Annotated in this window: 22 protein-coding genes; 17 read left to right on the top strand and 5 right to left on the bottom strand. The window is 73.4% G+C overall.

The window, feature by feature from the left end; all coding sequences use genetic code 11:
* Positions 1 to 117 precede the first annotated feature (117 nt).
* Positions 118 to 660 (bottom strand): type II toxin-antitoxin system PemK/MazF family toxin, encoded by a 543-nt coding sequence (locus tag OEB99_RS06470; RefSeq protein WP_263509125.1) that lies wholly within the window; start codon positions 658 to 660, stop codon positions 118 to 120.
* A 174-nt stretch (positions 661 to 834) separates the two neighbouring features.
* On the opposite strand from OEB99_RS06470, the gene OEB99_RS06465 reads away from it, so the two are divergent.
* From OEB99_RS06465 to OEB99_RS06455, 3 genes are read left to right on the top strand one after another with little or no spacing between them, the layout of a single operon-like run.
* Positions 835 to 2,424, top strand: coding sequence for a circularly permuted type 2 ATP-grasp protein (locus OEB99_RS06465; RefSeq protein ID WP_263509124.1), 1,590 nt, complete (start codon positions 835 to 837; stop codon positions 2,422 to 2,424).
* Positions 2,418 to 3,347, top strand: coding sequence for an alpha-E domain-containing protein (locus OEB99_RS06460; RefSeq protein ID WP_263509123.1), 930 nt, complete (start codon positions 2,418 to 2,420; stop codon positions 3,345 to 3,347). The genes OEB99_RS06465 and OEB99_RS06460 overlap by 7 nt, the downstream gene beginning before the upstream one ends.
* Complete coding sequence (locus OEB99_RS06455) at positions 3,344 to 4,186, top strand: transglutaminase family protein (RefSeq protein ID WP_263509122.1); 843 nt, start codon at positions 3,344 to 3,346, stop codon at positions 4,184 to 4,186. Before OEB99_RS06460 ends, OEB99_RS06455 begins: the two co-directional genes overlap by 4 nt.
* A gap of 58 nt (positions 4,187 to 4,244) precedes the next feature.
* On the opposite strand, the gene OEB99_RS06450 is transcribed toward OEB99_RS06455, so the two are convergent.
* The gene (locus tag OEB99_RS06450; protein WP_263509120.1) at positions 4,245 to 4,958 is read right to left on the bottom strand and encodes a maleylpyruvate isomerase family mycothiol-dependent enzyme; all 714 of its coding nucleotides are present in this window, start codon (positions 4,956 to 4,958) and stop codon (positions 4,245 to 4,247) included.
* Between the two features lie 224 nt (positions 4,959 to 5,182).
* Between OEB99_RS06450 and lepA the strand changes: the two genes are divergently transcribed.
* The 4 genes from lepA to OEB99_RS06430 are packed head-to-tail and all read left to right on the top strand — an operon-like array spanning position 5,183 to position 9,420.
* Positions 5,183 to 7,060: a translation elongation factor 4 gene (gene lepA, locus OEB99_RS06445; RefSeq protein WP_318011392.1), complete on the top strand. Its 1,878-nt coding sequence runs from the start codon at positions 5,183 to 5,185 to the stop codon at positions 7,058 to 7,060.
* A 2-nt stretch (positions 7,061 to 7,062) separates the two neighbouring features.
* Complete coding sequence (locus OEB99_RS06440) at positions 7,063 to 7,716, top strand: MOSC domain-containing protein (RefSeq protein ID WP_263509119.1); 654 nt, start codon at positions 7,063 to 7,065, stop codon at positions 7,714 to 7,716.
* On the top strand, positions 7,716 to 8,948 hold the full coding sequence (hemW, locus tag OEB99_RS06435; protein ID WP_263509117.1) for a radical SAM family heme chaperone HemW: 1,233 nt from the start codon (positions 7,716 to 7,718) through the stop codon (positions 8,946 to 8,948). Before OEB99_RS06440 ends, hemW begins: the two co-directional genes overlap by 1 nt.
* A 13-nt stretch (positions 8,949 to 8,961) precedes the next feature.
* Entirely contained in the window at positions 8,962 to 9,420 is a 459-nt protein-coding gene (locus OEB99_RS06430) for a GNAT family N-acetyltransferase (protein WP_263509116.1), read from the top strand.
* 118 nt (positions 9,421 to 9,538) lie between these two features.
* Here the strand turns inward: OEB99_RS06430 and OEB99_RS06425 are convergent, their stop codons facing one another.
* The 3 genes from OEB99_RS06425 to OEB99_RS06415 form a co-directional block, all read right to left on the bottom strand.
* On the bottom strand, positions 9,539 to 9,868 hold the full coding sequence (locus OEB99_RS06425) for a DUF4870 domain-containing protein (RefSeq protein WP_263509115.1): 330 nt from the start codon (positions 9,866 to 9,868) through the stop codon (positions 9,539 to 9,541).
* Between the two features lie 355 nt (positions 9,869 to 10,223).
* On the bottom strand, positions 10,224 to 11,066 hold the full coding sequence (locus OEB99_RS06420; RefSeq protein WP_263509113.1) for a DUF3097 domain-containing protein: 843 nt from the start codon (positions 11,064 to 11,066) through the stop codon (positions 10,224 to 10,226).
* A gap of 66 nt (positions 11,067 to 11,132) precedes the next feature.
* Positions 11,133 to 12,014: a bifunctional helix-turn-helix transcriptional regulator/GNAT family N-acetyltransferase gene (locus OEB99_RS06415; protein ID WP_263509112.1), complete on the bottom strand. Its 882-nt coding sequence runs from the start codon at positions 12,012 to 12,014 to the stop codon at positions 11,133 to 11,135.
* Between the two features lie 109 nt (positions 12,015 to 12,123).
* On the opposite strand from OEB99_RS06415, the gene hrcA reads away from it, so the two are divergent.
* The 10 genes from hrcA to OEB99_RS06365 all read left to right on the top strand — a co-directional run bounded on the left by hrcA (position 12,124) and on the right by OEB99_RS06365 (position 21,582).
* The gene (hrcA, locus tag OEB99_RS06410) at positions 12,124 to 13,143 is read left to right on the top strand and encodes a heat-inducible transcriptional repressor HrcA (RefSeq protein ID WP_263509110.1); all 1,020 of its coding nucleotides are present in this window, start codon (positions 12,124 to 12,126) and stop codon (positions 13,141 to 13,143) included.
* Between the two features lie 52 nt (positions 13,144 to 13,195).
* Entirely contained in the window at positions 13,196 to 14,332 is a 1,137-nt protein-coding gene (gene dnaJ, locus OEB99_RS06405) for a molecular chaperone DnaJ (RefSeq protein WP_263509108.1), read from the top strand.
* A 31-nt stretch (positions 14,333 to 14,363) separates the two neighbouring features.
* Positions 14,364 to 15,146 carry a 16S rRNA (uracil(1498)-N(3))-methyltransferase gene (locus OEB99_RS06400; protein WP_263509107.1) on the top strand — a complete coding sequence of 261 codons (783 nt, stop codon included), beginning with the start codon at positions 14,364 to 14,366 and terminating at the stop codon, positions 15,144 to 15,146.
* Positions 15,147 to 15,155: 9 nt separating this feature from the next.
* Positions 15,156 to 15,509 (top strand): histidine triad nucleotide-binding protein, encoded by a 354-nt coding sequence (locus OEB99_RS06395; protein WP_263509105.1) that lies wholly within the window; start codon positions 15,156 to 15,158, stop codon positions 15,507 to 15,509.
* Positions 15,510 to 15,595: 86 nt separating this feature from the next.
* Positions 15,596 to 16,594 (top strand): PhoH family protein, encoded by a 999-nt coding sequence (locus OEB99_RS06390; RefSeq protein WP_263509104.1) that lies wholly within the window; start codon positions 15,596 to 15,598, stop codon positions 16,592 to 16,594.
* 2 nt (positions 16,595 to 16,596) lie between these two features.
* Complete coding sequence (gene ybeY, locus OEB99_RS06385) at positions 16,597 to 17,049, top strand: rRNA maturation RNase YbeY (protein ID WP_263509433.1); 453 nt, start codon at positions 16,597 to 16,599, stop codon at positions 17,047 to 17,049.
* Positions 17,046 to 18,275 (top strand): hemolysin family protein, encoded by a 1,230-nt coding sequence (locus tag OEB99_RS06380; RefSeq protein ID WP_263509102.1) that lies wholly within the window; start codon positions 17,046 to 17,048, stop codon positions 18,273 to 18,275. The genes ybeY and OEB99_RS06380 overlap by 4 nt, the downstream gene beginning before the upstream one ends.
* Positions 18,275 to 19,192, top strand: coding sequence for a GTPase Era (gene era, locus OEB99_RS06375; protein WP_263509101.1), 918 nt, complete (start codon positions 18,275 to 18,277; stop codon positions 19,190 to 19,192). Before OEB99_RS06380 ends, era begins: the two co-directional genes overlap by 1 nt.
* A gap of 52 nt (positions 19,193 to 19,244) precedes the next feature.
* Positions 19,245 to 20,738 (top strand): alpha/beta hydrolase family protein, encoded by a 1,494-nt coding sequence (locus OEB99_RS06370; protein WP_263509099.1) that lies wholly within the window; start codon positions 19,245 to 19,247, stop codon positions 20,736 to 20,738.
* Between the two features lie 88 nt (positions 20,739 to 20,826).
* Entirely contained in the window at positions 20,827 to 21,582 is a 756-nt protein-coding gene (locus OEB99_RS06365; protein WP_263509097.1) for a variant leucine-rich repeat-containing protein, read from the top strand.
* The last annotated feature ends 80 nt before the right edge of the window (positions 21,583 to 21,662 follow it).

The raw sequence follows: 21,662 nt of genomic DNA, 5'->3' as shown, positions 1-21,662 counted from the left end.
CGATCTGACAGGTCGTAGAGGGCGAGCTCGGGACCGGGACTGGGGCGTGGGGACACCCGCGGAGAGGTTCCGAGCCTGTGCCCGCCGACCTGGGCGGACACGCGGTCGACGATGATATCAGGCGCGTGGCCCGCCCAGCGAACCGACCACGGCGTCGAACCTCGTGCGGTCCAGCACCGCGCCCTCGCGCCGAACCGACTGCGGATCGATCCTGATCACGCGGTCCAGGCGCACCTCGCTCGGCCGGCGCCGTGCGTCCCAGCTGCCGGTGCCGATGTCGAGCCAGGCCTGACCGTTCGGGCCCGGTCTGGTGTCGTGGTCCCGGCTGGACAGCATGAGTCCGAGCAGCCACGGCCCGTCGTGCCCGACCAGCAGGACCGGGCGGTCCTTGCCCTGGCTGTGATCCTCCTCGTAGGGCACCCAGGTCCAGACGATCTCGCCGGGGTCCGGTGCCCCGTCCAGGTCCGGTGCGTACCTCGGCGTCACGACGCCGGCGAAGTCCCCCGGGTAGGCGCTGCCCGGCCGCCTGGTGTCGGCCGGCCGCGCACGGCCCGCCCCGGTACGGCCGGCGCGGCCTGCCGCGCGGATGCCGTCCCGCGTGCCGCGCGCCACCGCGCGCAGTGCCGAGCCCAGCAGCCGCCCGACCGTCGCCCTCGCCATGCGGTCACGCTAGCGGGCTCCGACGGGTCGCCCGAACCGGTCCCAGCCGCCGGGACTCGGTCTGCGGAACGGGGCAGGTGGTGGCGCCAGGGCGCCGGCGGTGCTCGGACCGGGCGCGACCGCCGGGTGCCCGTTCGAAACGCGCGCGTAGCACCCGGTCGCTACGGTGCGGTCATGAGCGACCTGTTCACCGGCTACCCACGCGGGCAGGCGTGGGACGAAGTGATCGACGACGCGGGTGCCGTGCGTCCGTCGTACCGGCACGTCCAGGAAGCGCTCGCGGAGATGTCCGAGCAGGAGCTCCGGGCTCGTGCCGAGACCCTCGCGCGGTCGTACCTCACCCAGGGGGTGACGTTCGACATCGGGGGCGAGGAGCGGCCCTTCCCGATCGACGTCGCGCCGCGCGTCCTGACCGAGGCGGAGTGGGACGGGGTCGCGCCGGGGGTCGCTCAGCGGGTCCGGGCGCTCGAGGCGTTCCTCGACGACGTGTACGGCGCTCAGCGAGCCGTGTCCGACGGCGTCATTCCCCGTCGGCTGGTGACGTCCTCGACGCACTTCCATCGGGCCGCGCAGGGCATCAACCCGCCGAACGGTGTGCGCATCCACGTCGCCGGCATCGACCTGATCCGGGACGCCGACGGGACCTTCCGGGTGCTCGAGGACAACGTCCGGGTCCCCAGCGGCGTGAGCTACGTCCTGTCGAACCGTCGGGCCATGGCCCAGGTGTTCCCCGAGCTGTTCGCCGCCCTGCGGATCCGGCCGGTCGCGGACTACCCGCGGCGGCTGCTCGGTGCGCTCCGCGCGGCCGCGCCGGCCGGGGTCGACGACCCGACGGTCGTGGTGCTCACCCCGGGCGTCTACAACTCGGCGTACTTCGAGCACTCGCTGCTCGCCCGCACGATGGGTGTCGAGCTCGTCGAGGGCCGCGACCTGTTCTGCTCGGGTGGCCGGGTCTGGATGCGCACCACCGACGGCCGGCGCCGGGTGGACGTGATCTATCGCCGGGTGGACGACGACTTCCTCGACCCGGTCGTCTTCCGTGAGGACTCGCTGCTCGGCAGCCCGGGCGTGATCGCGTGCGCGCGCAACGGTGCGGTGACGATCGCCAACGCGGTCGGCAACGGGGTGGCCGACGACAAGCTCGTCTACTCCTACGTGCCCGACCTGATCCGCTACTACCTCGGTGAGGAACCGCTCCTGGCGAGCGTGGACACCTGGCGGCTCGAGGAGCCCGAGGCGCTCACCGAGGTGCTCGACCGGCTCGAGGAGCTCGTGGTCAAGCCCGTCGACGGCTCCGGCGGCAAGGGCATCGTGATCGGCCCACGCGCGAGCCGCAGCGAGCTCGCGACACTGCGCGACCGGCTCCGGGCGGACCCGCGCGGCTGGATCGCGCAGCCGGTGATCCAGCTGTCGACGGTGCCCACGCTCGTCGACGACGGGTTGCGCCCGCGACACGTCGACCTGCGCCCGTTCGCGGTCAACGACGGCGACCAGGTCTACGTGCTGCCCGGTGGGCTGACCCGGGTCGCGCTGCCGGAGGGGCAGCTGGTCGTGAACAGCTCGCAGGGCGGCGGGTCGAAGGACACCTGGGTGCTCGGGCGCGCCCGGCGCGCCCCGAACACCTCGGCGATCGCGCCGGTGCGCCGGACGATCAGCGGAGAGTCGGTGCCCGTGTCGTCGAGCCCGCTCGACGAGGCAGGGACCCAGCAGCAACAGCAGCAACAGCAGCAGGCTCGGTGCGCGCGGGGAGCCGGCCCATGCTGAGCCGGATCGCGGAGTCCCTGTTCTGGATCGGCCGCTACGTCGAGCGCGCCGACGACACGGCGCGCATGCTCGACGTCCACGTCCAGATGCTCCTCGAGGACCCGTGGGCCGAGGAGGACCTGGTCTGCCGCACGCTGCTGCTCGTGATGGACCGTGGCACACCGGACCCCGAGGTCATGGTGGGCCGCGACCAGGTGCTCGGCGCTCTCGCGTGGGACCAGAGCACGCCGTCGGCCATCGCGGGCGCCTGGGTGGCGGCCCGGGAGAACGCCCGCCGGGCCCGGGAGGTCATCTCGACCGAGCTCTGGGAGTCGATCAACGCGACCTGGAACCAGCTTCCCGGGCAGGTCCGTACCCGCCGGCCGCACGCCTTCTTCGCGTGGGCGATCGAACGCTCGGCGCTCGTCACCGGGGTCGCCGCGGGGTCGCTGTCCCGGGACGACTCGTGGAACTTCCTGATCCTGGGGCGTTCGCTCGAACGGGCCGACATGACCGCACGGCTGCTGGCGACCCGCGCGCTCGCGGGCTCGACCGGGCCGGACTGGAGCACGCTGCTGCGCTCGTGCGGCGCGCACGAGGCCTACCTGCGCCGGTACCGCTCGATCGGTTCCGACGAGAGCGCCGCCGAGTTCCTGCTCAGCGACCGGCTGTTCCCGCGTTCGGTCGTGCACGCGCTGGGTCAGGCGCAGGCCTGCCTCGACGCGCTGGACCCGGCCGCCGCGCAGGCCCCGCTGGACGACGTGCGCCGCACGCTGGGTCATGCCCGCACGATCCTGGAGTACGGCGTGCTGCCCGACCTGATGGACAACCTGCCCGAGGTGATGCTCACCGTGCAGCGCGCCTGTGCCACTGCGAGCTCCTTGATCCGGGAGCGCTACTTCCCGTCCGGCGCGCTGACCCACTGGGCCGGAGGTGTGCTGTGAGTCGGCTCCACGTGGTGCACACGACGACCTTCGGCTACGACGGGCTGGTCGGCGCGTCCTACAACGAGGTCCGGATGCTGCCGCGCTCCGAACCCCGCCAGACGGTGCTGTCCGCGACGCTGGAGATCGACCCGAGCACATGGCGGCACGACTTCCTCGACTACTGGAACACCGCCACCACGGCGTTCGAGTGCGGCACGCCCCACCGGTCGCTGACCCTCTCCGCGGTGTCGCGGGTGGAGGTCCGCCAGCCCGCCCTGCCGGCCCCGCTCGGCTGGGACGTCGTGCGGTCGGACATGGCGGTCGACGCGATGGCCGAGTTCCTCGAGCTGTCCCCGACCACCGAGGTGCCGGACGAGCTCGCGGAGCTGGCGCGCGAGTCGGCCGGCCGGCCGGACTCCACCCCCGACGACGTCGCGCGTGCCATCTGCGCGGCCGTGCACGGGGGCATGGAGTACGTCCCCGGCGTCACCGCCGTCCACTCGACCGCGGCCCACGCCTGGACCGAGCGGAAGGGGGTGTGCCAGGACATGGCACACCTCAGCGTCGGTGCGCTGCGCAGCATCGGGATCCCGGCCCGCTACGTGTCGGGCTACCTGCACCCGGCCGGCGAAGGTGAGGTCGGGCGCACCGTCGTGGGTGAGTCGCACGCGTGGGTCGAGTGGTGGGTCGGCCACTGGGTGGGCCACGACCCGACCAACGACATCGACGTCGGCGAGCACCACGTGGTCGTCGGACGGGGCCGCGAGTACTCGGACGTGCCTCCGGTGCGGGGCATCTTCGCGGGGGGCGGCACGCAGGCGATGGACGTCCAGGTCCGGATCACCCGCGAGGCCTGAGCGCCCGGTCGCTCCGACGGGACCGCCGGGCGCCCCGCGGGCCTGACCGCGGGGCGCCTCAGGGCGTCAGGCGGAGCGCCAGGAGACGGTCCAGTGCCGCCCGGTCCCCGGAGACCGCGAGCGAGGCGTCGTCCGGGCCCGTCCGGTGCCAGAGCAGCAGCGCGAGGCTCCGCGCGGGACCCACGACCCGGACGACCGGTTCGCCGTCACCGAGTCGCAGGACGTCGGCGTCCTCCGTGACGAGCTCTGCGGTGTCGGCCGGTGGCTCGATCCGGCCGAGGCGGACCTGGCGCGGGGTCATGGTGTCGAGGAGCTCGGCGACGGTGTCCGTCCAGTCCGATGCCGTGAGGCCGTACCGGTCGTCGATCGCACGCAGGTCGGTGCCGGTCGCCAGCGCCAGGTCGGCGAGGTGGACGAGCGTCTCGTGCAGCTGGCGCCGACGCCAGAAACCCGCCGTGCCCGGGCCGTCGAGGGTGAGCGCCGGCGCGTCGGTGGGCCGCGCCGCGAGGGTCTCGCGCAGGTGCGCGGCGGACCAGGTGTAGAACGCCAGCAGCGTGGGCGTGTCGCGCGGACCGGGCGGCTCGTGCGGGTCGAGGTCGACGCCGAGGCTCATCGCGGACGCCCACCAGTGCACGCCGCCGAGGTGCAGCGCGAGGTCCGCGACCCGCCACGGGTCGCACGAGACCACCGGCGCCTCGGGGTCGGCGGCAGCGAGCAGGTCGGCGAAGGCGGACTGGGCCGCGGCGAGGCGGTCGAGGTGATCAAGGCTCACCGCGACATCCTGGCAGGCGCCGAGGACACGCGTGCGGCCGATGCTCGCCGGCCTCGAGCCGGCTGTGCGGCAGGTTCGCGGCCGGCCGAGCGACCGGCCGTGCGGCTGATGCTGCCGGGTCGTGGGACCATATGGGACGCCCGCCGTGCGTTCCGTCGCGGGCGGAGCCCGACCGGCGCGCCGACGGGCAGACCGACGAGCAGACCGATCCGACCAGGAGCACGGTGTCCCCGATCCCGACCCCTGCGCAGGCCGCGAGCATCGCCCCCGCGGCGACCTCGCCGGACCTCCTGCGCAACTTCTGCATCATCGCGCACATCGACCACGGCAAGTCGACCCTGGCCGACCGCATGCTCCAGCTCACCGGCGTCGTCGACGAGCGTGCGATGCGCGCGCAGTACCTGGACCGGATGGAGATCGAGCGCGAGCGGGGCATCACGATCAAGTCCCAGGCCGTGCGGATGCCCTGGGTCGCCGAGGTCGACGGGGCACAGCGGGCGTTCGCGCTCAACATGATCGACACCCCGGGCCACGTGGACTTCACCTACGAGGTCTCGCGCTCGCTCGCCGCCTGCGAGGGCGCCGTGCTGCTGGTGGACGCCGCGCAGGGCATCGAGGCGCAGACCCTGGCGAACCTGTACCTCGCCATGGAGCAGGACCTGCACATCATCCCGGTGCTGAACAAGATCGACCTGCCGGCCGCGCAGCCCGAGCGCTACGCGGAGGAGATCGCCGGTCTGGTGGGCGGCGACCCGGGCGACGTCCTGCGCGTGTCCGGCAAGACCGGCGAGGGCGTCACCGAGCTCCTGGACCGGATCGTGCACGAGGTGCCCGCCCCGGTGGGCGACGCGGACTCCGCGGCGCGCGCGATGATCTTCGACTCGGTGTACGACACGTACCGCGGCGTGGTGACCTACGTGCGGGTCGTGGACGGGCACCTGTCGCCGCGCGAGCGGATCCTGATGATGTCGACGCGGGCGACCCACGAGCTCCTCGAGATCGGGGTCATCTCACCCGAGCCGGTGCCAACCAAGGGCCTCGGGGTCGGCGAGGTCGGTTACCTCATCACCGGGGTGAAGGACGTGCGGCACTCCAAGGTCGGCGACACGGTGACCAACCAGTCGCGGCCCGCGCCGCACGCGCTCGCGGAGTATCACGACCCCAAGCCCATGGTGTTCTCCGGGCTGTACCCCATCGACGGGTCGGACTACCCGGACCTGCGCGACGCGCTCGACAAGCTCAAGCTCAACGACGCGGCGCTCGCCTACGAGCCCGAGACGTCGGTCGCGCTGGGCTTCGGGTTCCGGGTCGGCTTCCTGGGCCTGCTGCACCTGGAGATCGTGCGGGAACGCCTCGAGCGCGAGTTCGACCTCGACCTGATCTCGACCGCACCGAACGTGGTCTACACGGTGACCATGGAGGACCGGTCGGTGATCACGGTCACCAACCCGAGCGAGTTCCCCGGCGGCAAGATCCACGAGGTCCGCGAGCCCGTGGTCCGCGCGACGATCCTCGCGCCGAGCGAGTACATCGGCGCGATCATGGAGCTGTGCCAGACCCGGCGTGGCGAGCTGCTCGGGATGGACTACCTCTCGCCGGAGCGGGTCGAGATGCGCTACACGCTGCCGCTCGCGGAGATCGTCTTCGACTTCTTCGACCAGCTAAAGTCGAAGACCAAGGGCTACGCCTCGCTGGACTACGAGCAGGCCGGTGACCAGGTGTCCGACCTGGTGAAGGTCGACATCCTGCTGCAGGGCGAGCAGGTCGACGCGTTCAGCGCGATCGTGCACAAGGACAAGGCGTACGGGTACGGCGTGATGATGGCCGCCAAGCTCAAGGAGCTGATTCCTCGCCAGCAGTTCGAGGTGCCGATCCAGGCCGCGGTCGGGTCGCGGGTGATCGCCCGCGAGACCGTGCGCGCACTGCGCAAGGACGTGCTCGCCAAGTGCTACGGCGGTGACATCACGCGCAAGCGCAAGCTGCTCGAGAAGCAGAAGGAGGGCAAGAAGCGGATGAAGACCATCGGGCGGGTCGACGTGCCGCAGGAGGCCTTCATCGCGGCGCTGTCCACCGACTCGGGCAAGGAGCAGGCGAAGAAGTGACCATGGAGCCGAGTGTCGTCGGGACGGTGACCGCGGTCTGCGCGGTCCAAGCGCTGCACGCGGATGACGGCATCTTCGGGGTCACGGCGATCGACAAGCGACCGGTGACCCGGCCGGTGCGCGTCGGCCCGTACGGCCTGCGCGGGGACGTGCAGGCGGACCGCAAGCACCACGGCGGTCACGACAAGGCGCTGTACGTCGTCGACGACGCCGAGGGCGAGTACTGGAGCGCGGAGCTCGGCCGTGACGTCCCGCCGGGACTCTTCGGGGAGAACCTGAGGATGTCCGGGCTGGCCGTCGACGACGCCGTGATCGGCGAGCGGTGGCTGATCGGCGCGGAGGTCGAGGTCGAGGTGACCGGTCCGCGCACGCCGTGCGCCACGTTCGCGCGGTGGCTGGGCCAGGACGGCTGGGTCCGGCGGTACACCGAGCGTGGGCGGCCCGGCGTGTACCTGCGCGTGCGGCGCGGGGGGACGCTCGCCGCCGGCGACGACGTGACCCGCGTGAGCCGGCCGGGTCACGGCGTGACGGTCGCCGAGGTGTTCGCCGGGCTCGGCCCCGGTCCGGCGTCCGCGGTGCTCGCCGACGACGGCTTCGACCTCGCCGACTACCTGCGCAGGCCGCTCGAGAGCGCCGCCGCCCGGGACGGGCGGTAGTGGCGCGACTGCCCGACGGCGAGCCCGTCCCGTCCGACGGCGCCCTGCCGCCGTGGCTGGCCGACGTCCCGCCGGCGGCGGCCGGGCTCGGGCTGTACCTGCACGTCCCGTTCTGCCGGGTGCGGTGCGGGTACTGCGACTTCACCACCTACACCGCAGCGGAGCTCGGCGGCGGCGGCGACCAGGCCCGCTACGCGCAGACCGCGGCGCGCGAGGTGGCGCTCGCAGCCGGGGTGCTCGGTGCTGTCGGCCGCGCTCGGCCGGTGACCTCGGTCTTCTTCGGCGGTGGCACGCCGACCCTCCTGCCGCCGGGCGGCCTCGCCGTGCTGCTCGGCGCGGTGCGCGACGAGCTGGGCGTCGAGCCGGACGCGGAGGTCACGACCGAGGCGAACCCCGACTCGGTCGGCGCGGCCGATCTCGAGGCGCTCGCCGAGGCCGGGTTCACGCGGGTCTCGTTCGGCATGCAGTCCGCGGTCACGCACGTGCTCGGTGTGCTCGACCGCACGCACGACCCGGCCCGTGTGCCCGAGGTGGTCCGCTGGGCGCGCGACGCCGGGCTCGCCGTGTCGCTGGACCTGATCTACGGCACCCCCGGTGAGTCGGTGGACGACTGGCGGACCAGCGTCGAGGCCGCGCTCGAGACCGGTGTGGACCACGTCTCCGCCTACGCGCTCGTGATCGAGGAGGGCACCCGGATGGGTGCCCTGGTGCGGCGCGGGGTGCTCGCGGCGCCCGACCCGGACGACCAGGCCGCGAAGTACGAGCTCGCCGACGACCTGCTGACCGCAGCGGGGCTCGACTGGTACGAGGTCAGCAACTGGGCCCGCCCGGGTGCGGCGTGCCGGCACAACGAGGCGTACTGGCGAGGCGCCGACTGGTGGGGCGTGGGGCCGGGCGCGCACTCGCACGTCGGCGGTCCGGACGCCTCGGTCCGGTGGTGGAACGTCAAGCACCCGCGCCCGTACGCCGAGGCGCTGGCCGACGGGCGCACGCCCGCGGCGGGGCGCGAGGTCCTCGGGGCGGACGAGGTCGCGCTGGAGCGTGTGCTGCTCGGTGTCCGGATGAGCGGCGGGCTGGCGCTCGACGAGCTCTCCGCTGCGGGCCGGCACGCGGTGGCGGGTCTGGTGGCCGACGGCCTGCTCGAGGGTGTCGCTGCGGTGCGCGGGCGGGCCGTGCTGACCCGGCGTGGCCGGCTGCTCGCCGACGCTGTGGTGCGTTCGTTGACCGACTGAGGAAGGGGCCGTGATGCGGGTCGAGATCGACGACCTGTCCGGTGACGACGTGCGCGCGCTGCTCGCCGGGCACCTGGCCGAGATGCGTGCGACGACGCCGGCGTGCAGCGTGCACGCGCTGGACCTGGACGGGCTGAGCGCGCCGCACGTGACCGTGTGGGCCGCGCGCGACGGGGTGGAGCTGCTCGGTGCCGGGGCGCTCAGCGAGCTGGACGCGACGCACGGTGAGCTCAAGTCGATGCGCACCGCGGCGCACGCCCGCGGGCGTGGTGTGGCGGCTGCGGTGCTCGGCACGATCATGGCGGCCGCGCGGGCCAGGGGGTATCGACGGCTGAGCCTGGAGACCGGGTCGTACGAGTTCTTCGCGCCGGCCCGGCGGCTCTACGCGAGGCACGGGTTCGTCGAGTGCGGTCCGTTCGCCGGCTACCGGGACGACCCGAACAGCGTCTTCATGACGCTCGCCCTGGACTGACAGTCGATGCCTCGCGGCCGGGTGCGGGCGCGGTGGGACCGGGCGGGGCGCCCGGTGGCGAGAACACCGAGGGCCGGCCACCCGACGGTGACCGGCCCCCAGGAACGTGCTCAGCGGCTCACTTGATGATCCGCCAGTTGATCGGGTAGCGGTACGCCTCGCCCTTGTTCGACGCGACCGCGGCCATGATGCAGAACACCAGGTTCCCGATCCACACCACGAAGGTGAGGATGACGCCGATCCCGATGAAGCTCAGGATGAACGAGACGATGTAGAGGATCGTCACGAGGATCTGGAAGTTCAGGGCCTCCTTGGCCTGCTCCTCGACGAACTGGCCCTTGCCCTTCTGGACCAGCCACACGACGAGTGGGGCGATGAAGCTGAGGAAGATGGCGCCGGCGTGGGCGAGTGTCGCCCACAGCCGCTGGTCGGAGTCGCTCAGCGGCATCGGGGCACCGTAGCCCGGTGCCGACGCGTATCCGCCTGCGGGCGGCGGCGCGTATCCACCAGCCGGCGGCGGGGCGTACCCACCGGCGGGCGGCGGGGCGTAGCCGGGCGGCGGCGTCTGGGCGGCGGGTGCCGGGGGAGTGGTCTGCTCAGGGGCGGGCGCCGGGGGCGTGGGCGGCTCGGGCGTGGGCTCGGGGGTGGGCTGCTGGGGTTCCTCGGGAGGGGTCGTGGTCATCGGGTTCACCACCATGTGTCGCAGGGACGGGCGGCCGGGGTCGGTGCCGACCGGGGCCGCAGGACGGCCGCTGGGCTGACCCTAGCGAAAGCCCTCCTGCTCACGTGGGAGCATCGCGGGATCAGGTTGTGACGAAGTCGATGAGCTCTTCCATCCGTCCGAGCAGGCTGGGCTCGAGATCCCGGTAGTCCCGCACCGCGCCGCGGATCCGGCGCCAGCCCGCCGCGACGTCGGCCTGGTCGGCGTGCGGCCAGCCGAGCGCGGCGAGGATCCCGTGCTTCCACGACGTGCCTCGGGGGATGTCGGGCCAGTGCTCGAGCCCGAGGCGTTCGGGTCGCACTGCCTGCCACACGTCCACGTACGGGTGGCCGAGCACGAGCACCGAGCCGACCGGCGCGGCGCGCACGGCGTCTGCGGCGATCCGGGACTCCTTGGACCCGGGGACCAGGTGGTCGACCAGCACCCCGAGCCGGCGGCCCGGGCCGGGTCCGAACGCGGCGACCTCGCGCACCAGGTCGTCCACGCCGTCGAGCATCTCGACGACCACGCCCTCGACGCGCAGGTCGTCGCCCCAGACCTGCTCGACGAGCTCGGCGTCGTGGCGGCCCTCGACCCAGATCCGGCTCGCCCGAGCCACGCGGGCCGGGGCGTCCGGCACGGCACGCGACCCGGAGGCCGTGCGCGCCGGGGCGGTGGGCGCCGTGCGTCCCACCGGCGGGACCAGCACGACGGGTTCGCCGTCGACCCAGAACCCGGGACCGAGCGGGAAGGTCCGGACCGCACCGCGGCGGTCCTCGAGGACGACCACACGCATCCCGCCGGACCGTTCGACGCGCAGCACCGCGCCGACCCAGCCGGTGGTGACCTCCTCGACGACGAGTCCGAGCTCGGCGGGCACGGGCCGCGAGCGCGGCGCGCGTGGTGCGGCGGCCGCGGCGAGCACGTCGGGTCCGTAGCGGTCCATCGGCACCTCCGGTCGGGGCCTCGATGATCCCCCGAGGGTGACCGGGCGCGGACGGCGGCGCGCCGGTCAGGCGTCGAGCGGCTTGGTGAAGAACAGCTCGGCGTAGGGGTTGTCGTTGTAGCGCCCGACCTCGGTGTAGCCCGCGCGCCGGTACATCGCGATCGCCTCGGTCAATGTGGCGTTGGTGTCCAGGACGACCCGGTGGTGGCCCTGCCGTGCGGCGAGCTGCTCGAGGTGGCGCAGCAGGCGGGAGCCCAGGCCGGCGCCGCGCCACGCGTCGTGCACCCACATGCGCTTGACCTCCGCGGTGCCGTCACCGAGGTCGAGGACCCCGCCGCAGGCCACCGGCTCGCCGTCGGACACCGCGACCACGTAGATGCCCTCGGTGTCCGGGGCCTCGACGTCGAACCCGTGCGGGAAGCGGCGGTCCAGCTCGGCGAAGTACTGCGCGGTGGCGGCGCGCACGCGAGGGTCGCCGGGCGGGGCCTCGTGCAGGTGCACGGTCGCGGCGCGGACCAGCAGGTCGGCCGTCGCGAGCGCGTCAGCGAGCCGATCGCGCTGGCGGTCGGTGAGGGGGGCCACGAGGCGCTCGGCGAGCAGCTGGGAGCGCTGCTCGAGCTCGTGCCAGGCGGCGGTCCCGGCCGCGGTGAGCGTGACCCTGCGCCGGCGGCGGTCGGCGGGGTCCGGCCGCACCTCGACCAGCCCGTCCTCGGTGAGGCGGGCGAGGAGCCGCGACAGGTAGCCGGAGTCGAGGTCCAGCCGGTCCCGGAGCTCGCGGACCGTGGCGCCCTCCGGGCCGGTCTCGAAGAGCAGGCGCGAGACGGCGAGGGGCCGGCCGGTGCCGAGGAACGACTCGTCGAGCACCCCGATGCGCTGGGTGTAGGTGCGGTTGAAGCGGCGCAGGGTCGATGCAGCTGCCGCGGAGGTCGTCCCGAGGTCTCCAGCCATTGTCTGACCATAGTCAGAGATCGGCGGCACGTCACGGCTGCCGCCCGGGCCGGGGCGTCGTACGATTAGCACTCAGGACCCGCGAGTGCCATCGATCGGAGGAGGCGCCATGAGTGACGAACGCCGCCTCGCGGTGCTGCGCGCGATCGTCGAGGACTACGTGGTCACCCAGGAGCCGGTCGGCTCCCGTTCGCTCGTCGAGCGGCACGCTCTCGGGGTGTCGCCGGCGACGATCCGCAACGACATGGCCGTGCTCGAGGAGTCCGGGTACATCGCACAGCCGCACACCTCGGCCGGGCGGGTCCCGACCGACAAGGGCTATCGGCTGTTCGTCGACCGGCTGTCCTCGGTCAAGCCGCTGTCGGTCGCCGAGCGCAAGGCGATCGCCACGTTCCTCGAGGACGCGGTGGACCTGGACGACGTGGTCGACCGTTCGGTCCGGCTGCTGTCCCAGCTGACCCACCAGGTCGCCGTCGTGCAGTACCCCTCGCTGAGCAGGTCGGCGCTGCGGCACGTCGAGCTGGTCCCGGTGAGCGACCGGCGGCTGCTCGTGGTGATCATCACCGAGACCGGCCGGGTCGAGCAGCGCGTGCTCGAGCTGGAGGCGCCGTTCGGCGACCACCTCGTGCCCGAGCTGCGCGCGCGCCTGAACGTCACGGCCGCGGGACGGCGGCTCAGCCAGCTCGCGCGCCCGCTCGGCGAGCTCATCGACGCGTTCCAGCCCGCCGACCAGGAGGCCGTCCGCGCCGTGGCGTCCGCGGTCGCCGACACCCTGGCCGAGTCGACCGAGGAGCGGATCGTCATGGCCGGGGCGTCGAACCTCGTCCGGGCCGAGCCGGACTTCCCGGGCACGGTCCGCCCGGTGCTCGAGGCGCTCGAGGAGCAGGTGGTGCTGCTCAGGCTGCTGACCGAGATGGCCGAGGACTCGGCCGACGTCGCGGTGCGGATCGGCCACGAGAACACCCACGTCGGCCTTGCGGAGGCCAGCGTGGTCGCCGCGGGGTACGGTGCCGACGGCCAGACCGTCGCCCGGATCGGCGCGCTCGGTCCGACCCGGATGGACTACGCCGGGACCATCGCCGCGGTGCGAGCCGTGGCGCGCTACCTGTCGAGGATCCTCGCCGGATGACCCCGGCGCACGACCGGGCGCGCGCGGCGCGCGCGACCCACGAGAGGCACGAGTGAGCAGCGACTACTACTCGATCCTGGGTGTGCCGAGGGACGCCACCCAGGACCAGATCAAGAAGGCCTACCGCAAGCTGGCCCGCGAGCTGCACCCCGACGTGGCCGAGGGCGACGGTGCGGCCGAGCGGTTCAAGGACGTCTCGCGCGCCTACGAGGTGCTGTCCAACCCCGAGAAGCGCCAGATGTACGACGCCGGCGTCGACCCGACCGCTCCGGGCGGGGGCAACGCCGGCTTCGGGGCCGGGTTCGGCTTCCAGGACATCTTCGAGACGTTCTTCGGTGCGGCGGCCGGCGGCTCGGCCCAGCGCGGCCCCGTGCCGCGCGCCCGTCGCGGCCAGGACGCGCTGGTCCGGCTCGACCTCGACCTCGCCGAGGCCGTGTTCGGCGTGCAGCGCGAGATCCAGGTGGACACCGCCGTCGTCTGTACGACCTGCCAGGGCACCTGCTGCCGGCCGGGCACCAGCCCGCGCACCTGCGACGTGTGCGGCGGGCGCGGCGTGGTGCAGCGGGTCGCGCGGTCGTTCCTCGGCCAGGTGATGACGACCAGCCCGTGCGCGGCCTGCCACGGCTTCGGCACCGTCATCCCCGAGCCGTGCCCGGAGTGCTCGGGCGAGGGTCGGGTCCGCAGCCGCCGCACGCTCACGGTGGACGTTCCGGCCGGGGTCGAGACCGGCACGCGCATCCGGCTCACCGGTCAGGGCGAGGTCGGCCCGGCCGGCGGCCCGCCCGGCGACGTCTTCCTCGAGGTGCGCGAGCGCCAGCACGAGGTCTTCGTCCGGGACGGCGACGACCTGCACTGCACGCTCCCGCTGCCGATGACCGCCGCAGCCCTGGGCACCACGGTCGAGCTGGAGACCCTGGACGGCGCGCGCTCGATCGACGTGCGACCCGGCACGCAGCCCGGCGACGTCCTGACCCAGAAGGGCCTCGGGGTCGGCCGCCTGCACGTGGGCGGGCGGGGCGACCTGCACATCCACGTCGAGGTGCAGGTGCCGACGGCGCTCGACGAGGACCAGGAGCGCCTGCTGCGCGAGCTGGCCGCGGCGCGCGGCGAGGAGCGCCCCGCCTCCCGCCTCGCCCCGGTGCACGCCGGGGTGTTCTCGCGCTTGCGCGACAAGCTCTCTGGGCGATGAGCCGACGCCGGACCGCCGGCCGGGAGACGTGGTGACCGCCCCGGTGTTCCTGGCCGAGCCCGGCGTTCTCGACGGGCTCGAGCCGGGTGCGCGCTACGTCCTCGAGGGCGCCGAGGCGCGGCACGCGGGCGTGGTGCAGCGCCGCCGGCCGGGCGAGGCCGTGGACGTCGTCGACGGCGCCGGTGTCCGGCTGTGCTGCACGATCGCCGACGTCGAGCCGGGGCGGCTCGTCCTGCAGGTCGCCGAGCGCGTGGTCGAGGCACGACCCGCCGTGCGGGTCGTGCTCGTGCAGGCGCTGGCCAAGGGCGACCGCGACGAGCTCGCGATCGAGGCGGCCACCGAGGTCGGCGTCGACGGGATCGTGCCGTGGCAGGCGCAGCGATCCATCGTCGTGTGGCGCGGCGACCGAGCGGCGCGGAGCCGTGCGAAGTGGCTGGCCACGGTGCGTTCGGCGACGAAGCAGTCCCGGCGGGCCGCGGTGCCGGAGGTCGCCGAGGCGGTGACCACGGCAGGCCTCGCCGCGCTGACCGCACAGGTCGTCGGGGACGGTGGCGCGGTGCTCGTGCTGCACGAGTCCGCGACGACGCCGTTGCGCGACGCGGCGCTTCCGGACGCGGGCGACGTGCTGCTCGTCGTCGGTCCGGAGGGCGGGATCGACGACGACGAGCTCGCCGCGCTCACCGGTGCCGGCGCCGTCGCGGTGCGGCTCGGCCCGCACGTGCTGCGCACCTCGACCGCGGGGCCGGTCGCCGCGGCGCTGGTCGCCGAGCGCCTGGGGCGGTGGGGCGGAGCGCCGCGGGCCGGAGCGCACTAGCCTGGCGTCATGTCGCCGCTGACCGCACCCGACTGCCTGTTCTGCCGGATCGTCGCAGGGGAGGTGCCCGCCGAGGTCGTGATCAGCACGGACACGATGGTCGCGTTCCGCGACATCGCACCGCAGGCCCCCGTCCACGTGCTCGTCACCCCACGGGACCACCACGCGGACGTCGCCCAGCTCGCGGCCGCCGACCCCGAGCTCCTGGCGGACCTGGTGCGCACCGCCAACGAGGTGGCCGAGGACCTGGCCGACGGCCAGTTCCGGATGATCTTCAACACCGGGACCCGGTCCGGTCAGTCGGTCTTCCACGTCCACGCGCACGTGCTGGCGGGGGCGCAGCTGGGCTGGAGCCCGGCGTGACGGATTTCCCCGAGGACCAGCCGGGGCCGGCCGCATAGGATGAAGGCCCCGGAACCAGGAGGGCACAAGGCCGCACGGCCGCACCCATGACAGCACCCACGCGCGGATCAGGCTCCACACCCACCGTGGCCGAGCACCGCATCGTCGTCCCGGCACACCTCGGTGTGGCCATCCTCGGCCCGCGGGACGAGGTGCTCCGTGCCGTCGAGGACGGCTTCCCCGCGGTCCGCATCCACGTTCGCGGCGACCAGGTCACGCTCCAGGGCCCGCACACCGACGTCGAGCTCGTCGGGCGCCTCGTCGACGAGCTCGTCGAGGTCGCCGAGTCGGGCGCGACGCTCGACCGCGACGTCGTGGGCCGCGCGGTGCAGATGCTGCGCAGCCAGAGCGCGCGGCCCTCGGAGGTGCTGACCCAGAACATCCTGTCCAGCCGGGGGCGCACCATCCGGCCCAAGACCGCGGGCCAGAAGACGTACGTCGACGCGATCGACCGGCACACGGTGACCTTCGGGATCGGCCCCGCCGGCACCGGCAAGACCTACCTGGCGATGGCCAAGGCGGTCCAGGCGCTGCAGTCGAAGCGGGTCAACCGGATCGTGCTGACGCGCCCGGCGGTCGAGGCCGGCGAGCGGCTCGGTTTCCTGCCCGGCACGCTCGCGGAGAAGATCGACCCGTACCTGCGCCCGCTGTACGACGCGCTGCACGACATGGTCGACCCGGACTCGATCCCGCGGCTGATCGAGTCCGGCACGGTCGAGGTCGCGCCGCTGGCCTACATGCGCGGCCGCACCCTCAACGACGCGTTCATCATCCTCGACGAGGCGCAGAACACCTCGACCGAGCAGATGAAGATGTTCCTGACGCGCCTGGGCTTCGGGTCGACCATGGTCGTCACCGGGGACGTCACGCAGGTCGACCTGCCCGGGGCCACCGTCTCCGGCCTGCGGGTCGTCGAGGACATCCTCTCCGGGGTGGATGACGTCATGTTCTGCCGGCTGACCTCGACCGACGTGGTCCGCCATCGACTCGTCAGCGACATCATCGACGCGTACGCCCACTGGGACGCGCGCAGCAACCGCGGGTGATCATGAGCATCGAGGTCAACAACGAGAGCGGCCACCCGGTCGACGAGGCCGAGTTCGCCGCGCTGGGTCGGCACGTGCTCGACGCCATGCGGGTGCACCCGCAGGCCGAGCTGTCCATCCTGCTCGTCGACGAGGACGTGATGTCCGAGCTGCACGAGCGCTGGATGGACGAGCCCGGCCCCACCGACGTGCTGTCCTTCCCGATGGACGAGCTGCGTCCGGGCGACGACGGCCAGGTCTCGGCCGCCGGACTGCTCGGTGACGTCGTGCTGTGCCCCGCGGTCGCGGCGCGACAGGCCGTCGCGGCGGGCCACTCGACCGCGGAGGAGCTCCTGCTCCTCACCACGCACGGGATCCTCCACCTGCTCGGCTACGACCACGCCGAGCCGGAGGAGGAGAAGGAGATGTTCGCGCTGCAGCGACGGCTCCTGCTCACCTTCCTCGCGGGCCGATGACGGCTGCCTGGCTCGCGGCGGGTGCGCTCGTCGCGGTCCTGCTCGCCGCGGGGCTCTCGGCCGGTGAGGCCGGCCTGCACCGGTTGAGCCGGTCCGCGATCGCCGCGCTCGCGACGCCGACGCCGTCCGGCCGGCGCGTCGCACGGTTCGCGCACGACCCGCAGAGCGCCGCGGCCGCTGCCGCGACCGTGCAGGTGCTGCTCGAGGTGGCGACCGCTGTACTGGTCACCCTCTCGCTCGCGATGCTCGGGTGGAGCTGGTGGCAGGTGCTCCTGCTCGCCCTGCCCCTGGTGTCGGCGCTCGCGCTGGTCGTGGTGCGCCACCTGCCGCGCCGCCTCGGGCGGACGCATCCCGCCGCGGTCGTGCTCGCGAGCTCCGGCCTGCTCACCGCCGCGCTGCTGGTGGCGAGCAGGGTGCGCTTGTCCGGCCGCACCGCGGCGGAGCAGCAGGAGCTCTCGGACGACGAGCTCCGGGACATGGTCGACCGGGTCTCGGAGTCGGAGGCGATCGAGGACGACGAACGCGAGCTGTTCCACGCCGTCCTCGAGCTCGGCGAGACCCTGACCCGCGCCGTCATGGTGCCGCGGACCGAGATGATCACGTTGCCGCGCGGCACCCCGGTGCGCAAGGCGCTGTCGCTCTTCCTGCGGTCCGGCTACTCGCGCGTGCCGTTGGTGGGTGACTCCGACGACGACGTGCTCGGCGTGCTGTACCTCAAGGACCTCGTCCGCCACCGTCACCTGGTCGAGCGCTCCGACAGCGCGCCGGTGGACAGCCTGGCCCGGCCGGCGGTGTTCGTCCCCGAGTCCAAGCCGGTCGACGAGCTGCTGCGCGAGATGCAGCGCGGGTCCAGCCACCTCGCGCTGGTCGTCGACGAGTTCGGTGGGATCGCCGGGCTGGTCACCATGGAGGACGCGCTCGAGGAGATCGTGGGCGAGTTGACCGACGAGCACGACCGCACCGGCCCCGAGGTCGAGGACCTCGGCGACGGCAGGTTCCGGGTGCCTGCCCGGCTACCGGTGGACGAGCTCGGCGAGCTGTTCGACCTCGATCTCGAGGACGAGGACGTCGACACGGCCGCGGGCCTGCTCGCCAAGGCGCTCGGCAAGGTTCCGCTCGCCGGGGCGCGCGCCGAGGTCTCGGGGCTCGAGCTCGTCGCGGACCGCGTCGAGGGGCGTCGCAAGCAGGTGTCCACGCTGCTGGTCTCCCGGGTGGAGGAGGAGTGATGTTCCGCTCAGGGTTCGTGTGCGTCGTCGGGCGCCCCAACGCGGGGAAGTCCACGCTGACCAACGCGCTGGTCGGGCAGAAGGTCGCCATCACCTCGGGACGGCCGCAGACCACCCGGCACGTGATCCGCGGCGTCGTGCACCGCCCCGACGCCCAGCTGGTGCTGGTGGACACCCCGGGGTTGCACCGCCCGCGCACGCTGCTCGGTGAGCGCCTCAACGACCTCGTGATGGCGACGCTCGGCGAGGTCGACGCGGTCGTGTTCTGCCTGCCCGCCGACCAGAAGGTCGGGCCGGGGGACCGGTACATCGCCTCGCAGCTCGCCGAGCTGTCCGCGGGCCGCCAGACGACGCCGGTGATCGCGGTGGCGACCAAGGCGGACCTGGTGAGCCCGGCGCGGATGGCCGAGCACCTGGTCGCGGTGGCCGAGCTCGGCGAGTGGGCGGACATCGTGCCGGTCAGTGCGTCGTCCGGGTTCCAGGTCGACACGCTCGTGGACGTCCTGGTGGGGCACGTGCCGCCCGGCCCGCCGCTGTACCCCGACGGGGAGCTCACCGACGAGCCCGAGGCCGTCATGGTCGCCGAACTCGTCCGCGAGGCGGCCCTGGAAGGCGTGCGCGACGAGCTGCCGCACTCGCTCGCCGTGGTGGTCGACGAGATCCTGCCGCGGGAGGGGCGTGACGGCTCCGACGGCCGTCCTGCGCTGCTGGACGTGCGGGTCAACCTGTTCGTCGAACGATCGAGCCAGAAGGCCATCGTGATCGGCCGTGGTGGGTCCCGGCTGCGCGAGGTCGGCACGCGGGCCAGGCGGGGCATCGAGGCGCTGCTCGGGTCCCAGGTGCACCTCGACCTGCACGTCAAGGTCGCGAAGGACTGGCAGCGTGACCCCAAGCAGCTGGGCCGGCTCGGCTTCTGAGGCGCGCCGCGGCCTGCGCGGCCCCGGGACCTCGCGGCACTAGAATCCCCGGGTGCGCTATCGGATCGCCCTGACCAGCGCACTCGTGGTCGTCGGGCTCGGGGTGCTCGGCGCGGTGTCGGGCCCGGGCTGGGACCCGGTGCCGATGACCGCGACCATCGACGTCGCGTCGCCGGACACTGCGATCGACGGTGCCGACGACATGGATCCGATCGGCACGTACGAGGTCGAGTCGACCGTCATCACGGTCGAGCTGGCCGGCACCAGTGTCGAGGCCCAGATCACTCAACCGATCGGCGCGCCCGGTGACCGCCCCGGGGTGGTGTTCGTGCACGGTGCCGGGACCGGGAAGTTCACCGACGCGTTCGTCGACCAGGCCCGGGCGCTCGCGTCCGCGGGGATCGTCACGCTCGTGCCGAACAAGCGTCTCGACACCTACAGCACCCGCAGCCGCGACTACGTGGCGATGGCGAACGACTACCTGCGCAGCGTCGACGCCCTGCGCGCCTGGCCGGGCGTCGACCCGTCGCGGGTCGGCGTCTACGGCGAGAGCGAGGGCTGCTGGATCGTGCCGGTGATGGCGGCCGACAACCCGTCGGTCGCCTTCACGGCGCTGGTCGCGGCCCCGGTGGTGCCACCGCGCGAGCAGGCGGCCTTCGCGGTCGACTCGTACCTGCGCAACACCGGTGTGCCCGAGGATGTCCTGCGGGCGATCCCTCGGTTCGTCGGGATGGAGTTCCCCGGCGGTGGGTTCAGCTACGCGGACTTCGACGTCGAGGCGTTCCAGCAGCGGATGCGCCAGCCCGTCATGATCGTCTACGGCACCGGGGACTCGGCGATGCCGACGGTCCAGGGCGCCCTGCAGGTCATCGACGACGTGACGACGGCGGGCAACCCGGACTGGACGGTGCGGTACTACGAGGGCGCCGACCACGGCATCCGGGTGGACGACGTCGTGGTGCACGACTTCCTGCGCGACCTCGCGGTGTGGGTGTCCGGCCTGCCGGAGACCGGCGACGTGGCGCCGCGGATCGCCGGCGCCGAGCCCTACCAGCGCTTCCTCGCCGCGCCGGTCGAACGTCCCCGGTGGTACGCCGAGGGCGACCTGCTGGTCGCCTATCTCGTCCTCGTGGTGGTCGCTCTGGTCACGGGGCCGGTGGTCTGGGTCGCCAGGCGGCTGCGCGGGCGCCGGACGAAGGCGCTGGCCGACGGCGTGGTGCTGCCGCTCGTGGTGATGGCGGTGTCCGCCGTGCTCTCGTTCCTCGGGTTCGTGGTGTACCTGCTGGTGGTGGCGAACCTCGCGCAGAACTACCGGACCAGCACGATCGTGGTGCAGGGCGGTTGGCTCGCCGTGCGGTTGCTCGCGCTCGCGAGCGTCATCGCCGGCGTGGTGCTCGCCTACCGGATCAAGGACGGTCGGCGCCGGTCCGGGAAGCCCGCGGCACGGACGGCCGGCGGGTACTGGTGCCTGTCCGGCTCGTTGGTCGGCAGCGGGATCCTGCTGGTGCTCCTCGCGTACTGGAACGTGTTCCCGGCACTGCTCTGACCGGGTGCGACACCCCTGGAACGGCCCCAGGTCCCGGGTGATGCGTGCCACACTACGAGCGACCCCCGCGCACCCGAAAGGCACACAGATGTCCGAGCCCCAGGAGTTCACCGCCCAGCAGGCCTCCGATCCGACGACCCCGGCGCAGACGCTGGCGGACATCGCGGCGCTGCGTCCCGACCTGAGGCCCGCGGTCGCGGCGAACCCCTCGGCCTACCCGGGTCTGCTCGAGTGGCTCGGCGGCCTCGGCGACCCGCAGGTCGACGCCGCGCTGGCCGCCCGGTCGGCCGCACCCGCCGCCCCGCCTGCCGAGCAGCCGCCGGCCGGGTGGCAGCAGTCGCCCGAGCAGGCGCCCCCTGGTATGCAGCCGCAGCCCTATGCGGGGCAGCCGTACCAGGGCGGCCAGCCTCCGGCCGGTCAGCCCTACCCGGGCCAGCCCTACCCCCAGCCGGGCCAGCCCTACGGCACCCAGCCGTATGCGGGCACGCCGCCCACGAAGTCCAACGGCAGCAAGATCGCGATCATCATCACCATCGTCGTGGTCGTCATCATCGGGCTCGGCCTCGGCGCGTTCTTCCTGCTCCGGAGCATCATCGGGAACGTCGCGGACGACATCTCGAACAACCTCCCGTCCAGCACCTCGACCACGTTCGGCAGCGACGCACCGGGCGACGACCCGTCGCTCGACGCGCTCTGGTACGCGTGCGACGGCGGCGACATGGCGGCGTGCGACCAGCTCTACAACGACTCCCCGTTCGGCTCGGAGTACGAGACCTTCGGCGACACGTGCGGCGGGCGCCAGGACGCCAACACGGGCAACTACTGCGTGGACCTGGACAGCTGAGCGCGCGGCGGGGGGGGGGGCGCGCGGGGGGGGCGGGGGGGGGGGGCCCGGGGGGCGCGGGGCGGGGGGGGGGGGGGGGG

Source organism: Actinotalea endophytica, from assembly GCF_025717005.1.
Taxonomy (GTDB): domain Bacteria; phylum Actinomycetota; class Actinomycetes; order Actinomycetales; family Cellulomonadaceae; genus Actinotalea.
Note: the sequence above shows the minus strand (reverse complement) of the source record. Positions and strands in the feature narration are given on the sequence as shown.

What these genes read in the sequence shown, in the direction of transcription:
- OEB99_RS06470 (WP_263509125.1), bottom strand. Translation starts at nt 660, where the DNA reads ATGGCGAGGGCGACGGTCGGGCGGCTGCTGGGCTCGGCACTGCGCGCG.
- OEB99_RS06465 (WP_263509124.1), top strand. Translation starts at nt 835, where the DNA reads ATGAGCGACCTGTTCACCGGCTACCCACGCGGGCAGGCGTGGGACGAA.
- OEB99_RS06460 (WP_263509123.1), top strand. Translation starts at nt 2,418, where the DNA reads ATGCTGAGCCGGATCGCGGAGTCCCTGTTCTGGATCGGCCGCTACGTC.
- OEB99_RS06440 (WP_263509119.1), top strand. Translation starts at nt 7,063, where the DNA reads ATGGAGCCGAGTGTCGTCGGGACGGTGACCGCGGTCTGCGCGGTCCAA.
- OEB99_RS06430 (WP_263509116.1), top strand. Translation starts at nt 8,962, where the DNA reads ATGCGGGTCGAGATCGACGACCTGTCCGGTGACGACGTGCGCGCGCTG.
- OEB99_RS06425 (WP_263509115.1), bottom strand. Translation starts at nt 9,868, where the DNA reads ATGCCGCTGAGCGACTCCGACCAGCGGCTGTGGGCGACACTCGCCCAC.
- OEB99_RS06420 (WP_263509113.1), bottom strand. Translation starts at nt 11,066, where the DNA reads ATGGACCGCTACGGACCCGACGTGCTCGCCGCGGCCGCCGCACCACGC.
- OEB99_RS06415 (WP_263509112.1), bottom strand. Translation starts at nt 12,014, where the DNA reads ATGGCTGGAGACCTCGGGACGACCTCCGCGGCAGCTGCATCGACCCTG.
- hrcA (WP_263509110.1), top strand. Translation starts at nt 12,124, where the DNA reads ATGAGTGACGAACGCCGCCTCGCGGTGCTGCGCGCGATCGTCGAGGAC.
- OEB99_RS06395 (WP_263509105.1), top strand. Translation starts at nt 15,156, where the DNA reads ATGTCGCCGCTGACCGCACCCGACTGCCTGTTCTGCCGGATCGTCGCA.
- OEB99_RS06390 (WP_263509104.1), top strand. Translation starts at nt 15,596, where the DNA reads ATGACAGCACCCACGCGCGGATCAGGCTCCACACCCACCGTGGCCGAG.
- ybeY (WP_263509433.1), top strand. Translation starts at nt 16,597, where the DNA reads ATGAGCATCGAGGTCAACAACGAGAGCGGCCACCCGGTCGACGAGGCC.
- OEB99_RS06380 (WP_263509102.1), top strand. Translation starts at nt 17,046, where the DNA reads ATGACGGCTGCCTGGCTCGCGGCGGGTGCGCTCGTCGCGGTCCTGCTC.
- era (WP_263509101.1), top strand. Translation starts at nt 18,275, where the DNA reads ATGTTCCGCTCAGGGTTCGTGTGCGTCGTCGGGCGCCCCAACGCGGGG.
- OEB99_RS06365 (WP_263509097.1), top strand. Translation starts at nt 20,827, where the DNA reads ATGTCCGAGCCCCAGGAGTTCACCGCCCAGCAGGCCTCCGATCCGACG.